General features: G+C 41.7%; 14 protein-coding genes. 9 read left to right on the top strand and 5 right to left on the bottom strand.

Annotated features, from left to right (window positions below; genetic code table 11):
* Window positions 1–202: 202 nt before the first annotated feature.
* From AL038_RS05880 to AL038_RS05870, 3 genes are all read right to left on the bottom strand, one after another.
* Entirely contained in the window at window positions 203–1,660 is a 1,458-nt protein-coding gene (locus AL038_RS05880; protein ID WP_062150351.1) for a hypothetical protein, read from the bottom strand.
* 266 nt (window positions 1,661–1,926) lie between these two features.
* The gene (locus AL038_RS05875; protein WP_062150348.1) at window positions 1,927–4,767 is read right to left on the bottom strand and encodes an AAA family ATPase; all 2,841 of its coding nucleotides are present in this window, start codon (window positions 4,765–4,767) and stop codon (window positions 1,927–1,929) included.
* Between the two features lie 118 nt (window positions 4,768–4,885).
* Entirely contained in the window at window positions 4,886–6,058 is a 1,173-nt protein-coding gene (locus AL038_RS05870) for a helix-turn-helix domain-containing protein (protein ID WP_062150345.1), read from the bottom strand.
* Window positions 6,059–6,238: 180 nt separating this feature from the next.
* Between AL038_RS05870 and AL038_RS05865 the strand changes: the two genes are divergently transcribed.
* The 7 genes from AL038_RS05865 to AL038_RS05835 all read left to right on the top strand — a co-directional run bounded on the left by AL038_RS05865 (window position 6,239) and on the right by AL038_RS05835 (window position 12,602).
* The gene (locus tag AL038_RS05865) at window positions 6,239–6,997 is read left to right on the top strand and encodes a hypothetical protein (protein ID WP_062150343.1); all 759 of its coding nucleotides are present in this window, start codon (window positions 6,239–6,241) and stop codon (window positions 6,995–6,997) included.
* Window positions 6,998–7,216: 219 nt separating this feature from the next.
* Window positions 7,217–7,744, top strand: a complete 528-nt coding sequence (locus tag AL038_RS05860; protein ID WP_062150340.1) for a GTP-binding protein — start codon at window positions 7,217–7,219, stop codon at window positions 7,742–7,744.
* Window positions 7,745–7,899: 155 nt separating this feature from the next.
* On the top strand, window positions 7,900–8,955 hold the full coding sequence (locus AL038_RS05855; RefSeq protein ID WP_145917064.1) for a hypothetical protein: 1,056 nt from the start codon (window positions 7,900–7,902) through the stop codon (window positions 8,953–8,955).
* On the top strand, window positions 8,952–9,482 hold the full coding sequence (locus tag AL038_RS05850) for a GTP-binding protein (RefSeq protein WP_062150334.1): 531 nt from the start codon (window positions 8,952–8,954) through the stop codon (window positions 9,480–9,482). The genes AL038_RS05855 and AL038_RS05850 overlap by 4 nt, the downstream gene beginning before the upstream one ends.
* Before the next feature lie 52 nt (window positions 9,483–9,534).
* The gene (locus tag AL038_RS05845) at window positions 9,535–9,927 is read left to right on the top strand and encodes a roadblock/LC7 domain-containing protein (RefSeq protein ID WP_062150331.1); all 393 of its coding nucleotides are present in this window, start codon (window positions 9,535–9,537) and stop codon (window positions 9,925–9,927) included.
* Window positions 9,902–11,140 carry a murein hydrolase activator EnvC family protein gene (locus tag AL038_RS05840; protein ID WP_083991446.1) on the top strand — a complete coding sequence of 413 codons (1,239 nt, stop codon included), beginning with the start codon at window positions 9,902–9,904 and terminating at the stop codon, window positions 11,138–11,140. Before AL038_RS05845 ends, AL038_RS05840 begins: the two co-directional genes overlap by 26 nt.
* Window positions 11,141–11,225: 85 nt before the next feature.
* Window positions 11,226–12,602 carry a S41 family peptidase gene (locus AL038_RS05835; RefSeq protein ID WP_062150328.1) on the top strand — a complete coding sequence of 459 codons (1,377 nt, stop codon included), beginning with the start codon at window positions 11,226–11,228 and terminating at the stop codon, window positions 12,600–12,602.
* A gap of 74 nt (window positions 12,603–12,676) precedes the next feature.
* Here AL038_RS05835 and AL038_RS05830 read toward each other — a convergent pair whose 3' ends face one another.
* Window positions 12,677–12,832 (bottom strand): hypothetical protein, encoded by a 156-nt coding sequence (locus tag AL038_RS05830; protein WP_161575439.1) that lies wholly within the window; start codon window positions 12,830–12,832, stop codon window positions 12,677–12,679.
* 201 nt (window positions 12,833–13,033) lie between these two features.
* Between AL038_RS05830 and AL038_RS05825 the strand changes: the two genes are divergently transcribed.
* The gene (locus tag AL038_RS05825) at window positions 13,034–13,522 is read left to right on the top strand and encodes a hypothetical protein (protein WP_062150325.1); all 489 of its coding nucleotides are present in this window, start codon (window positions 13,034–13,036) and stop codon (window positions 13,520–13,522) included.
* 67 nt (window positions 13,523–13,589) lie between these two features.
* Here AL038_RS05825 and AL038_RS18765 read toward each other — a convergent pair whose 3' ends face one another.
* Entirely contained in the window at window positions 13,590–13,721 is a 132-nt protein-coding gene (locus AL038_RS18765; RefSeq protein ID WP_272898041.1) for a hypothetical protein, read from the bottom strand.
* Window positions 13,722–13,851: 130 nt separating this feature from the next.
* On the opposite strand from AL038_RS18765, the gene lgt reads away from it, so the two are divergent.
* On the top strand, window positions 13,852–14,691 hold the full coding sequence (gene lgt / locus AL038_RS05820; protein ID WP_062150323.1) for a prolipoprotein diacylglyceryl transferase: 840 nt from the start codon (window positions 13,852–13,854) through the stop codon (window positions 14,689–14,691).
* Window positions 14,692–14,863: the final 172 nt, after the last annotated feature.

Genomic DNA, 14,863 nt, shown 5'->3' with positions numbered 1-14,863 from the left:
AAATCAAGATTGTCGTTAATTATGACTGAAAGTCTGTTATCTCTGCACTTAATTTTCTGTCAGGGAAAGTGTTTTGTCTTTTTATTTCGTTGGTGTCTGGGCGTTTTATAAATTTTGATGCAGACAAAAAACAACTATGCACCGCCAAAAAAACCTAATCCATTTGTACAATGGACTAGGTTTTTAGAATGATATTTATTTCTTAATCGCTGGCTTCTGAACTGAGATTTGTTAAAACCCCGCTACGGCTGCGAATAGTTGCTTGTACGGAAAAGTCTTCTGCTTCAACGTCTATTACTAAACGGGCGCGACCTTCCCATAAACCGAATAAATTACGAAGTGTGTTGCCGTCAAGTACAACAACTTCTTTGGGGTTTAGTGTGCCAAGAATTTGTGTTTCTCCAACTTGCGTGCCTGTTGAGGCGTACATAACACCCCGAACAACGGTGACAAAAGTATTGGTGTTGTACAAGCGGACATAGGCTTTGTCTTGTGGCACATTGTCATCTGTAAATAAAATGGCAGGAATATTTAAAACCCTAAAACTAATGCCATTTTTCTTAACCTCGTGAATATTAAGCGCGGTGTCACCAAAAACGGGTGTCCAATCATTCGCTGCGACACCACTCATTGTAACCGTGAGTTGCCCCGGTTCAATGGCGGTTGTTCCATTCACTTGTAGGCAAATCCCTACACCTGCTGAGACCGCTGCTGGGGTTATTTTAAAAGTAACACTCCCTCCCGTAGGAACCGCTTCGGCAACGGTTGTACCAACGGAACACTTATTAACACTACCTGCTGTGACTAGACGGACTTTTTCTGCATTATTAAGGGGGTTACCTTGTATTGTTATTAGAGCGGTTTGTAACATATCGCTAACAACCAAGGGGCTTGCGGTATTTCTGCGCAGCGCAGCGGCTGTTGCACCTTCATTTTTATTGTTAAAAGAAACCTGACCAACGAAAGCATTTTGTTGGCTAACCAGTGTATTAGTAGTGAATTTTTTGGAACTTTCTTTAACATCAATGATTGCATTAGCTGCAACATTTGCGGTGTCCAGACGAGAGGCCGCAATGGCAGCAGCTTGTTGGAAAGTCAGATAAGTACCTGCATAGCTGGTTTTTTGCACATTAAAGGCATTTTTGAATTCGATGGACGCAGAAAAAATTTTATCTTCTTTAACAGAGCCGATATTGTAATAAGCCGTTTGAGAGGCAACCGTACCACTTAGCACCACTAGACGACAATATCCGCTGGTTGGGTGCATTCTATAGCCTGTTTTCATAGAAAAAGTGGCTCTTGCGGTGTTTGGTGTTCCTAAAGAAACTTTAGTCGCGGCAGTTATACCTGCTGTGGTGTTACATAACAGCGTTGGTGCTTTGGTGAAGCGTACGCCATTGCGCAGAGCAACTTTGATGAAGAGTGGTGTGCTAGCAGTAGCCGTATAGCCGGGTATGGTTAAAAATCGGACAACCAACGTGTTGCCTGTGACATTCCAATAATTATTTGCTGCTTCTACAGGTTGTTCAATCGCATAGATTGGAAAGCCTGTGGATTTTGGACTATCCGGTGTGCCGTAAATGAATGTCTCGGCTGTTGCGACGGTTGGGGTTAATTTTAAAAGTGTTGCAACAGCAAGAGAAAGTGTTAGTTTTTTCATGTTATGAAACCTTATGTTATAAGTTGTCTCTGTTTTAGACAGGGTAGATTATTTTTTAAAATTAGCAAATAATCCCTTTATGCAGCTAAAATTTTTAGTATCAAACACTTGAATCTAACCCATGCACACAAACAAATAAATTATTTTGAGAAAAAATCCTTTTTTAACAAAGAATTATATTTATTTACTCATGCTATCTCTTTATATTAATTGATAATTCTTTGTATTATAGATAGATAATGCATCATAGCATAGATAGGTTCTGGCTATCCACAAAACCACCGTCTGACCATTTCTACTTGGAAACGATAGCCTTTACCCAAAGGTTCAACTAATTCACGCTGTAATAAATTTTGTACTATGGACTCAATTTGTTGTGAATATTGTTGTATCAGTTCTTCATGACTAACTATCGCGCCTTCTCCATGATTAGCAAGGCTGTGCAATAAATGTGCACCTTCTGGTGTTACTTGATTATTTTCTATATCCGCAAAAAAGAATCGTCCGTGTTGTAAGGCAGCGGGAATGGCGGCATCTACATCGCTTATTGTTGCAAGCCGCCGTTCATGGACATGTTGCCGATTCTTTAATGTGACGATTTCCGCACATAAGAGTTGAATCAGGGCAGGATGACAACGAGTCACTTCCATCACGCGCTGACTGGCTGCATATTCGTAGCGTAATGCAAAGGCTTTAACGGGTTGTTCTATTAGTTTTAGGGCTTCGCCTGCTTGTAAATAACTCAGGTGTACAATGCGAACATTAATCAAATAGCTCGCCCAGCGTTCAAATTCGTCAATGGTATGCGAGCCTGAGAGTAGTAATTTAAATCGTGGGCGGTGTTGGATGATATGGCGAAACATGCCAAGTACGGAGGCTTCATCTAACAGTCCTTTTGCAAAAACGTGTTCTAATGCACTGAATTCATCTAGGGTTAGCAGTATAGTTTGTTGTGGTTCTAGGTGTTGTTCTATTGCATCTAACCATTCATCAAAGGCAGTAAAAGGGTCGTCGCGTAGAATTTCACGATTTAATATAGGTAGTTGTATCTCACGATGTCGTTTTGCGGAACTTAGCATGGCACGGCTGATATTGTATAAAAAACCTTCGTAGTTTTTCGCAAGCGAGGCAGGTCCTTGTAAGTCCACGAAGAGAGGAATAATTGTGCTGGGTAGCAATCGTCCTAAATTGTTTAATAGGGATGTTTTGCCTGTGCGCCGTTGTCCATAGAGCAGGAGTGGGGGACAACGATTGTCTAGGAGTAAACGTTCAATTTGTTCACTGACATCACTGCGTCCAACAAATATTTCTTGGTGTTCTGTTAGGGGAATACCAATGATATATGGATTGTTAATTTCTTGACGACTTTCAACCGCTTCACTCAATGCCTTACCATAATCAGCCAGTTGTTGTCGCCATTGTTCGGCAATTGGACGGAAACGCAGGGCATAGGGTTCTGTTGAGCGCGTCAGTTCACGGAGTAAACCATCTAGTCGTTCTTCTACCGCATCTAATGCAAGCCGTTGGTTATAATTACTTTCTTGTGAAAGTGCGGCTTCTACATCGCGGCTAATACGGCTTAAACTACGGAGTAACGCACTAATTGGGCTGGATAATTCGCCAGCAGCCAAGTGGCGGTGTGCTTTACTAATGGTGGCAACCGTTTGGCAATTTTCTAATCGACGGGCATCAAGTTCTATTTGTGCTTCTTGTGCTGCCCATTTTTGTCGGGTACGGCTTAGTGCATGAATGGCTTGCTCTGCTTCTGCTGGGCTTCGTTCAGCGAGCATAACGAGATAGCTTTCTAAGCCATAAAGCGGAAAGCGTTGATGTTCATCCCAAAATGCTGAGTGTAATGACAGAAGGCTGGGTGACTGTGGGCGCAATTCGTCTAGGCGGTACAAAATTAAATTCCATGCAGATACAAATGGATAAGTTATTAATGAAACCCACCATGAAAAACTAATCCCCATGAGAAATGCTATCAGGATGAAACGTAGGGTTAATTCTAAGGATTGGGTAGCGAGTATTATGACGAAGGCAATATACATGCCTGTACTACCAAATATGCCCGCGACCAGCCCAGCCCATGGGTTAGCGATACGTTTTGCCAGTGAATAGGGGAAAGCAAACAAGAGGGTATAAAGCAAGCCGTTTTCTATACCATCGTGAATGCCTTTAATCAAAATGGTAAGGTTGTTTTGATCTTGAAATTGATTGAGGGGGAGGGTGCTGAAAATCAGCAATATGCTGATAATCAACCCCAAGAACAAACCTTGCCAAATACGCAGGGTTTGTAAGACCCAAATAAGCATAATCGCAAGCCCAAACATTAGGCTAATTAAGCTGTCGTAAATAAAACTAAAGACAACGCCATTTTCTAATAGAGCTGCCGCACCTTGCGCTAAGGTGCTGATAAATTGAATAATAAAGTAAATTGCTAGGCTGCTGGTTGCAATACCAATAACGATACTACCAAGTTGACGATGTTGGGAGTGACGATAGGGCGTAATTGTTACGCTTTGCATAACATTGCTTGCAAGGCTTGCTGTAAAAACCGCAATAAGAATAGTTACCCATGCTTGGTCTGTTCCACTGGGGATGCTGATGCTTTCTTCTGTCACATTGAGCATGACAACAATGGCAATATTTTCTGCCATGCTGAAGACAACTTCATTGTATAAACCAACGGTAATGCTCAGAGCAATGCCACCAACAATGCTAATTGTTATCCCAAACGCGACGGAAACACTTAAACTGCCGACGATACCCCCCATTAAACTCAGCATGAGTGCATAGATACCACTGAGCAACAGAGCATCAGTAGGTGCATCTAAAAAGATAATGGTGCAAATGGTGATTAAGCTCACCCAGATTGCCCATAAACCATGTCCTGCAAGTAAGAGTTGCCAAAGAATGGGGGAACGCCATTGGGCGGGTTGAACATCAGTTAAGGCAAAATCGGGGGGAAGGGTAGGCGCAATTTCTGTGATATACCGTTGCCATCCTGATGGTTTAAAGAGTAACCAGCCCAATAGCTTAAAACTCAAAAGGCATAGTTGTAGAAATGTTTTATGGCGTGTAGGGATAGGAACAGAATCATTCATGAAAGTTAAAGGGCTGTTGCTTCATATAATTGAGAAGTTTCAACCCACGACATGCAGCTTTTTAACCCGTAGTATGTATTATATTTTCAGCCTGTTACATGCTACGGGTCTCACAACATTAACTGATGTCTTGGGTTAATAAGTAGCGGTAGGGTGTCATCCGTTTTAACCCTTCGGTTTGCCATGCAGAATTGGTTTGATTTTCTTGCAAAGCGGTTAGACGGGCATGACAGAGGATTTGTAGCAACGCAGGCCATAATCCACTTTGTGCCATAATCCATGCAACATCATCCTCAGGAAATGGCAGTGGAGAACTGTGAATCAATGCCAGTGCTTCCGTTTCTGTCAACGCACCTAAACTGAGGACATGCCCAAAAATATTAAAAAAAGGTGATGGTTTATTATTATCCATCGCCATTTCCTCAGGGGCTTGATGTGCTGTTAGTAAAAACCCCAATTTGCCATTGGTATGATTACTGCCTAAAGAACGTAATCCCCACCAAAATTGCTCATCTAAATCTGTCGCAGCCAATCCTGCACTGATTTCATCTAATAAAATCAAAGTTGGCGTGGTTAAGTATTGGTCAATAATCTCCATAAAGCTGACCAAATCACAAGGTTCTGGCACAGGCATATTCATTTCGACCAACAAATGCCGTAATAAACTCTCTTGATAGCACATGCGAGGGTCTTGAAAATCTACAAATATCCATTGATAACCGGGGACTAACCAATCATTGCGCTGCCCTGCTCGCAACTCCTCACTGGGTGTATCAATAATTTGTCGTAAATAGTGCAGAAGCGACGTTTTACCGCTCCTTTTTAATCCAACAATAGCAATATGCTGCAAAGGGGTGCATTTCCAAACATCAAAGATACGTTTTAGCACATAATCCCGCCCAAAAAACTGGCGTGGTTCAGTAATCGGTGGACCAATAATAAAGGGACTTCGTTGAATTGCCCCCAAGTTTAAAGAAAGTGATGGTGTTGCCATGCGATAGCTTGTCCCATGCTCAAGCGGAAAACCAGCCGCGGTTAAGAGGGTATTGCGTTCTTCAGCGTTTAAATTCAAATAAGTAGCACAACGCATAACATCTTCACGTTGACGCGGACGACTCACCTCACCGCTCAACCAACGTGCAAGGGTTTCTCGCCGAATATTAAGCGTCTCCGCGAACGCTATTTCACTCGTGCCATGCCGTTCCAAATAAGTCCTTAATAAGACAGAAAAGGCTTGCGAGTGCATGGTTTTTATCTTGGTTTTTTTGACCGCTGAAAGTAAATTTGTCATATAGATTTTCATTCCTTGCGACGGCTAGCCGTACAGTGAATGCGTAAAAAACACCTCTTTCAGGTAGATATTTTGCTAAACTTGAGGGTAAAACAAGGCGTTTCACTCTTGTTTAAACACCTGACATTAAATGAGAGTTAATTGAATCCTTCAAGTACTTTATTAAGGAGTTGAGATGTTATGAAAAAATTTATCTGGTTATTTTTTGGGCTTAGTATTTGGTTTCACAATGCTTTTGCTAATGAAGAGATGGTCGTCATACGTTCAAATACCGCCCTTTTCAGTGTAGGACAATTATTGTCCGTTGCGACACCACTAACACTACCTCAAGATACCGAAATAACATTAGTTTTTGCTGACGGTCAAGCACTAACATTGCATGGCGAATATCAAGGACAAGTGCAAAAACCACACCCTTTAGCTGTTGAAACGACAAGTTCATTTCAACCTGTTGCCGTAGAAAATGCAAAATCGGATAGTGTAGCCGTTGCATTGGCGGGAATTTTGCAAAGTAACGTGTTATCCACGCCATTAACACGCAGTCCGCAAGAATCACCAACAGACTTATGGTTAGTCGATATTAGCACGAAAAAACGTCATTATTGTGTTGCTGACCCCGAACAATTGACATTATGGCGACCAGAAAATGACAGCCGACTTGCAGGTGATTTATTGATAAAACATAAATCTACAGGACAACAATCGGAAGTTGTTTGGCCTGCAAACCGTTCAACCATCCAGTGGCCACACAATTTGCCTGTTGTGTATGGCGATACTTACACGGTGGAGTTAAATAGTCGACATGGCAGTTCGACATTTAAGATGTTGGTATTGTATCAACTTCCTGAAAATTTACCCACTGTCTCACATAAAGTGGTGTGGATGGTTGGTAAAGGATGTATTCTACAGGCAAATATGTTGATGGCAGGATTGCGCTAAAAGTAAAATAGATTGTAAGTCATTTTAATGACTCGTCATGCAATCCCCTAAGCGTCACTGCATCAACATTACTGCGGGTTGGGCGGTAATATTACCCAACAATACCATTCCAACCCCCAGTTTTTCACTTAATTTAACATCACTAGCCACTCATTATTAACAATACAATAATATTTATTTCTGACTCTTCTCTTAACGACATAGTGACTATAACGTTATATGGAAAAAATTATTTTTACTGGACCTATGGGCGCAGGCAAAACAACTGCCATCAGTTCGATTAGTGAAGTCCCCCCCATTTCGACCGATGTGCGCTGTTCTGATGACGAAGGACAAGCTCGTAAAGAAACAACAACCGTTGCGATGGATTATGGCTACTTTACACTTGACGACGGTCAGCGCGTGCATTTGTACGGTACACCGGGACAGCAACGCTTTGATTACATGTGGACAATCTTAGCTAAGGGAGGAATTGGTCTGGTACTGCTCTTAGATAATGCCCGTCCAGACCCACTGGCTGACATGGATTTTTACCTAGATTCATTCAAAGATTTCATTGAACAAACCGGTGCGGTCGTTGGGATTACCCGTATGGATGTTTCTAATCGTGTCAGCTTAGACGATTACAGAAACAAACTTATGAGTCGCAATCAAATTTTCCCCCTCTTTGAAATTGATGCTCGTCAAGCGAATGACGTAAAAATTCTAGTTCATGCTTTATTGGCTATATTACAAGCACAAATGTGATAAAAGCAGTATGATAAATGCACTTGACTACACAGGGATAAAAAATATAAGTGTGGATTCAATGGCATAAATTATGCTAGATTGGCAAAAAAGCATTTTAACGCACGTAGTTTTTACGTGGTTCGTCATTGGTGCGATTAGTCGTTTACTGTTATATGCCCTATAAAATTTCCATCAAAGCGTTGGAGAAAAACGACAGCGTCTTCTTCAAATCCATGTTGCATCTGGTGCAAAGACAGCTCAGTGCAGAATGGGAGTTTGCAGAAGTTGCTGATATTACTGTGGTTGATGTTGAACAAACCGATGGCAAACGCTTTTGGGAACAAGCAATCAACGACAAAAAATGCGTTATCGCCTACGCGAGACATAATATCTATGACGCTCAATGGTTTTTACCCAAACCCATTCGCGTCCAACCGCTCATTACATTGTTAAACACCTTGCTTGAATGTCAAAATCACGCAAGTCAAATCCCCTTAAATAACACCACAGCTTCTCAACAACCCCTTATTGTTAAAACTATTATTGAAAGTTTGCCACCACTTGTTCCACAAATACCTGAAACATCTCTTAATAATGCAAATAACAACTTTGACCCAACACAATACTTACTAGGGCTATTACAAAAAGCAATACAAACTAAAAAAATCCAAAGATTTAGCTGTGCAGGATTACCCCCTGTTTATATATCCCCCACAGACCGACGTTGCTTTACCAACAAATTAGGTATGAGTTTAAGCCAACTGAGTTCTGCCCAAAAAATGATGTATGGGGCTTATGCTGAACATATTGACAGTACAGAACTATCCATAGATATGCTACTAACCGAAGTGGATAAAAATAATCTAGTTCTCTATCCAATAGAAACCCTACTTTGGATAACAACACTATCAGCCTCACATGGGCGACTCATCGTCTCCTACCCCTCTCGATGTTCTGTCCGTTTGAAACAATGGCCTAATTTTGCGGTTCTGCCACACCAACCTAGTCATATGAACCTTGCTGCGTTTATGCTCAAAAATGGGGTTGACCTACCCACCGTTGCTGCAAAAACGCAAGTAGAACTGAATGTTGTCATCGATTTCTTCAATGCCTGTCAAGTATTAGGCTTGACACAGACAGAAGAAAAACATAATCCACAACAGGAAAAATCTGTGTCAGGCGCAAAACGGCACTTGTTCAGAGGTATCCTGAAACGCTTAATGTCATGAGTGAAATCAAAATTGTATTTACTGGCAGTATGGGAGCAGGAAAAAGCACTGCAATCGCCACCATTAGTGAAATTCCAGTGATTAATACAGACGTGCGAGCAACTGATATTGAAACCGCACAACGGAAAGAAACAACAACTATCGCCATGGATTATGGTGAACTTACCTTAGACGATGGACAAAAACTCCGACTGTATGGTACACCGGGACAACAACGGTTTGATTACATGTGGAAAATCCTTACAAAAGGCGCACTAGGTCTCATTATCCTCATAGACAATGCAGGCTCAGACCCAATTGGCGATTTAGCCCGTTACCTAGATAATTTTCACGAATTTATCACCGAAACAACCGCCGTTATCGGCATTACGCGCACAGACATCAGCAATGAACCCAGTATTGAGGCATACTATGCGTTTTTACAAAATCGCAGCATTCAACTCCCCCTCTTCCCTGTTGATGCACGTTCAAAAGAAAGTGTCGTAATGCTCATACAAGCATTAGTGGCAATGTTAGAGTTTGGTTAACGTGTTAGTACATGCCCAACATGACAACTAACATAGGATATGGATTTCAATTATGGCAATGTTCTCAACAATACAACTGAAACAAATTGAACAAAGACTTGGTAAACTACTAGAAGATTGTAACGCAATGGATGCATGTGTAGTTGCAACCCTAGACGGACACTTGATAGCCATGCGACAAAAAGCCAATCAATACTCCCTAGACCGACTTGCAACCATGGGTAGTACCCTCATGTCCCTAGGCGACACCATTACAGCCGAACTACGCATGGGCGGATGTGAAAATGTCATCTCTGAAAACAAAGGCGGCATTATTGCCTTTATGCACGTCAACCAAGACCTCGTCTTAGTATCCCTCACAACCCATAAAAACGCGCTTGGAATGCTACTGAGCCATTCCCGACGCTGTGCAGAAGAACTTGCCAAAATGGTTACAGGGGCATAATTGCATTAAACAACATATTCATGTCAAAACCGCACAAGGTGGATGCGCATCCACCTCACTAGCGGTCTTACCTAACCCTTTCTTCATGCTACGCTACCGCTTATTTACCTACTTACTCATTCTTCTTCCTGCAACAAGTCTCGCAGAATCCACGGCTGACCAACTTCACCAACTCACCACCCGCATTCAAACCCTGCAAGACAAAATGCAAGACACCCGTACCGAATACGGACGCTTACAAAGACAACTCCAACGAAGTGAAGAAGACATCGGCGAAACCGCAGAACGCCTAGACGGACTTAACGAAGAACTCACCGACAAACGCAACAGCCTTGCCAACCTAGAACAACAACAACAACAACAAACCCAAAAACTAGAAGAACAACGACTAGCCCTTGCCAAACAAGTTCGAGCCGCCTACCTGACAGGACAACAAGACTACCTCAAACTCTGGCTCAACCAACAAGACCCCTTCACCGTCGGACGAGTTCTAACCTACTACGACTACATTAACCGCGCACGGATTCAAAAAATTGAAACCATCAACGCAACCCTACAACACATCCAAACCCTAAGCCAACAAATAAAAGACGAAACAAACACCATTAACACCCTCATAGACGAACACCACAACAAAAAAGCACACCTAGAAACAGGCTACCAAGACCGCCAAGGAATCCTTGAAGAACTCGCACGCACCATAGAAAGCACAGACAAAGAAATAAAACGCCTACAAGACGACAAAAAACAACTGGAACAACTACTAGGCATCGTCGACAAAACCTTTGAAACCCTCCCCCCCCCTGTAGAACCCAACACCGCCTTTACTGCACTCAAAGGCAACCTTCCCCTACCCGTAACAGGCAACATCACAAAAAAATTTGGCGATGAACTCATAGGCTCATTAAAATACCAAGGACTACTCATCAATGCACCACAAGGTGAAAAAGTAAAAAGTGTTGCCGCAGGACGCATCGCCTTTGCTGACTGGTTTCGCAACATGGGACAACTCATCATCATAGACCACGGCAAAGGCTACATGAGCCTATACGGACACAACCAAAGCCTCTACGTAAAAACAGGCGACTGGGTAGAAACAGGCAACCCCATTGCCAGTGTTGGCAACAGTGGCGGACGCAACATAACAGGACTCTACTTCGAAATCCGCTACCAAGGTGCACCCATAGACCCTTTAACGTGGTTACATAATTAAATATACTTGTAACAAATGGGTAACGTACCCAAATACAGCCTTATAGTTTCAGCTAAGTACCATAAAAATATGGTCGGAGAATTTAATGAACATCTTTTCCCGTCAACTACCTACACTTGTTGCTGGCACAGTGCTAGGCTCTTTCGTTGCCTTCACCTTTCTAGGAACAAACGTATTTGCCGAACGCGACGCAAGCACCAAAAGCATCCCGTTTGAAGACCTACGCGCATTTACCGAAGTTTTTCACCGCATTAAAAGCAGCTATGTAGAATCCGTGGATGACAAAACCCTACTACAAAATGCCATACAAGGCATGTTATCAGGACTAGACCCCCACTCAAGCTACCTCACAGAAGATGCCTACCAAGAACTACAAGTGGGTACAACAGGCGAATTTGGCGGATTAGGCATAGAAGTCGGTATGGAAGACGGCTTTGTCAAAGTCATCTCCCCCATAGACGACACCCCCGCACAAAAAGCAGGTGTTCAAGCGGGAGACATGATTATTCGCCTAGATGAAACCCCCGTTAAAGGCCTAAGCCTAACCGAAGCTGTCAAACTCATGCGCGGCAAACCCGGTAGCAACATCAAACTAACCGTTGCCCGAGAAAACGAAGACAAACCCATAACTATCAACATAGTTCGCGACATCATTCAAGTTAAAAGCATCCGTAGCAACACCCTAGAACCCGGCTATGTTTACCTAAGAATCAGCCAATTCCAAGCCCATACGGGAGATGACCTAGAAAAAGCCATAGACACACTGAAACAAGAAAATAAAGACGGCATCAAAGGACTCATCCTAGACCTACGCAACAACCCTGGTGGCGTACTCAATGCAGCGGTTGCCATTTCCGACGCATTCATTACTGACGGACTCATCGTTTACACCGAAGGACGGACAAACGACGCACACCTACAATTCAAAGCCCGTCCTGACGACCTATTAAACGGCGCACCCATTGTTGTACTCGTCAATGGTGGCTCAGCCTCAGCCTCCGAAATTGTCGCAGGCGCATTACAAGACCACAAACGCGCCATCATCATGGGTGAAAAAACCTTTGGAAAAGGCTCAGTCCAAACCATCCTACCAATGGGCAACAACGCCGCCTTAAAACTCACGACCGCCCGTTACTACACCCCATCAGGTCGCTCGATTCAAGCAGAAGGCATTATTCCTGACATCCCACTAAAACGCCTAGAACTTGCTGAAACAAAAACCGACGACTTAAGTTTACGAGAAGCCGATTTAGCCCGTCACCTAAACAAAACGAATAAAGCAGAAGAAGTTACCAAAGCCTTAGAAGCGGAAGACCTCAAAAACGGCAAACAACCTGCCAAAACCACAGAAAAGTCAAAGGAAGAAGAAAAACCTTTAGCACAACGTGATTACGCTGTTCATGAAGCCTTAAACCTGCTCAAAGGACTGATAATTTTAGAAGCCCGTAAATCTGCCTCTTAACATCAACAAAGCACAAAATAAAAACGCCCTCCATGAAAATGAAGGGCGTTTTTTATTATCTGAAACTGAGATGGCTATGAATAATCTAAATCAATATTTTTACTCAATAACAACGCATCCCAATAACGCTTAAACCCAATTTTACGTGGTTGCTCAAATAAACCTGCTTGCTCCAGCATACAAGTAACCATTTGCCATTCAGTAATTTGTGGGTAATGAAGCGGAAGCAATAACTCCTTACGGTGTAGAATGGGAGGGTTCTCTACGTTATAATGCCTTGATTGACCTTTCCCTGTATTCAAATCAATTTTATAACTACTTGTTAGAGTTGGAAAAGGATTAACAAAAAATCTAGGTAGCAACTCCCATTGAAACTCTACTAACTGATTATGTCTGCTCATATTTATTAGAAAAGCCCGCTTTTAAAAATCATGTCTAATCCAGATTTAGCGTTTTATTTAAATAAATTTACAAAACTTAGAGTTGATAAAACTAAACAAGGAACAATGAGCGGCAATGCGCCACATAAGCCTGTTTTACTAATTTCAGTTATTGAATTAATAGAAAAAAGAGTTATCAAAGACAATCGAATTTATTTGACACCAGATTTACAACAATTGTTTGAAGAGAATTGGCGATTATTAGTTACTACAGAAAATATATGTCAACTGATTAATCCATTTTTTCATTTAAAAAATGAAGGTTTTTGGTACTTAGTTGCACAAGAAGACCACCAAGCTACCTTAAACACTTTAAAAACAATTTCTAGTTTTAAGAAACTAACAACTTTAGTTGCTTATGCAAAGTTAAAAGAAAATCTGTTCAATCTTTTATTACAAACATTTGCTTGCCAAGAATTAAAATATCTTCTATTACAACACTATTTTCCAGAAACAATGCAAAATTACTTATACAAATAAGTTATGATTTTTTACGCCATCTTTCCATCACGCCCCTCTTTACTATTTGTTCCCAGCCATTAGTGCATCAGCAAAGTCCTCGCCATGAACCAAATGCTTTTTTTAGCTGTTCTGCATTTTCAGTTTCTTTGATATCAAGAAAACGTACTAGGTCTAAAGATTGCGCCCAGAATGTTTGTAAGTAAGCAATGAAGGACAAAAGTATTTCTATTAAAATAGCCTTTATCTAAATTTATATCGATTTCTAAAATAAACAACAGTGACGAACTTAAACAGCAGATAGGATAAAATACCCCCTATTTTCACTACCGTTAAAAACACGCACTGTTATGTTGACTTATCCAACGATTGACCCTGTTTTAGTTCAAATTGGTCCTTTTCCCATTCATTGGTACGGGTTAATGTACCTCATCGGTTTACTCATTGCGTGGGGATTAGGACATAGTCGCGCAAAACGCCCCGATTCCCCCGTTACGCCAGAACAACTTAGTGATTTAGTTTTTTATTCTGCATTAGGCGTTGTACTTGGTGGACGCTTGGGCTACATCCTTTTTTATGGTTTTCCGACCTATTTACAACATCCATTAGCAATGTTTGAGGTTTGGCGAGGTGGAATGTCTTTTCATGGTGGTTTGATTGGCGTGTTGATTGCAATGGCTATTTTTGCCCATAAAAATAATCGCACTTTTTTTCAGATGACAGATTTTATCGCGCCACTGGTTCCGCCGGGACTGGCTGCAGGACGTTTGGGAAATTTTATTAATGGCGAACTTTGGGGGCATCCAACCCAATCTATTTGGGGAATGCAAATCACGCAAGAATCAGTGATTACACGCTTACCCCAAAATTTGCAAGAAGCTGTTTTAAATGGAATGGGGCTTTATCCTACGCAGTTGTTTCAAGCCGCTTTAGAAGGGGTCGCGCTTTTTGTTATTCTGTGGATTTTCTCTAAAAAACCCCGTCCAACGATGGCAGTTTCTGGCTTGTTTTTAATTGGTTATGGCGTATTCCGTTTTATTGTTGAGTTTGTTCGTATGCCTGATGCACATATTGGTTATCTTGCGTTTGATTGGCTCACGATGGGACAGTTATTATCTTTTCCTATGATAATTATTGGGATAGGCTTAATGTTGTTTGCTTATCGTCGCCATTCTGTTCAGCAAGTATGAGCGCATTATTTTTCTGATGGTAAAGCTGCTGAGTTTCTCTCTAACCCTCTCTGTTTGTGGAGAGGGCGTAGCGTCAAAAAAACTTTCCCATTTAGGGGGAGTTAAAAGGAGAATTCTGCAAATTTTGATGTAGATAATTTCTAAATTTACCTAAAATACAGATTAACCCTAT

Source organism: Beggiatoa leptomitoformis (assembly GCF_001305575.3).
GTDB lineage: Bacteria > Pseudomonadota > Gammaproteobacteria > Beggiatoales > Beggiatoaceae > Beggiatoa > Beggiatoa leptomitoformis.
This window is presented reverse-complemented; position numbering and strand designations above follow the sequence as displayed.

Excerpts from the sequence above, each read along its gene's own strand:
- AL038_RS05880 (WP_062150351.1), bottom strand. The coding sequence starts at position 1,660 with ATGAAAAAACTAACACTTTCTCTTGCTGTTGCAACACTTTTAAAATTA.
- lgt (WP_062150323.1), top strand. The coding sequence starts at position 13,852 with ATGTTGACTTATCCAACGATTGACCCTGTTTTAGTTCAAATTGGTCCT.
- AL038_RS05865 (WP_062150343.1), top strand. The coding sequence starts at position 6,239 with ATGAAAAAATTTATCTGGTTATTTTTTGGGCTTAGTATTTGGTTTCAC.
- AL038_RS05860 (WP_062150340.1), top strand. The coding sequence starts at position 7,217 with ATGGAAAAAATTATTTTTACTGGACCTATGGGCGCAGGCAAAACAACT.
- AL038_RS05835 (WP_062150328.1), top strand. The coding sequence starts at position 11,226 with ATGAACATCTTTTCCCGTCAACTACCTACACTTGTTGCTGGCACAGTG.
- AL038_RS05875 (WP_062150348.1), bottom strand. The coding sequence starts at position 4,767 with ATGAATGATTCTGTTCCTATCCCTACACGCCATAAAACATTTCTACAA.
- AL038_RS05845 (WP_062150331.1), top strand. The coding sequence starts at position 9,535 with ATGGCAATGTTCTCAACAATACAACTGAAACAAATTGAACAAAGACTT.
- AL038_RS05850 (WP_062150334.1), top strand. The coding sequence starts at position 8,952 with ATGAGTGAAATCAAAATTGTATTTACTGGCAGTATGGGAGCAGGAAAA.
- AL038_RS05855 (WP_145917064.1), top strand. The coding sequence starts at position 7,900 with ATGCCCTATAAAATTTCCATCAAAGCGTTGGAGAAAAACGACAGCGTC.
- AL038_RS05825 (WP_062150325.1), top strand. The coding sequence starts at position 13,034 with ATGTCTAATCCAGATTTAGCGTTTTATTTAAATAAATTTACAAAACTT.
- AL038_RS05870 (WP_062150345.1), bottom strand. The coding sequence starts at position 6,058 with ATGACAAATTTACTTTCAGCGGTCAAAAAAACCAAGATAAAAACCATG.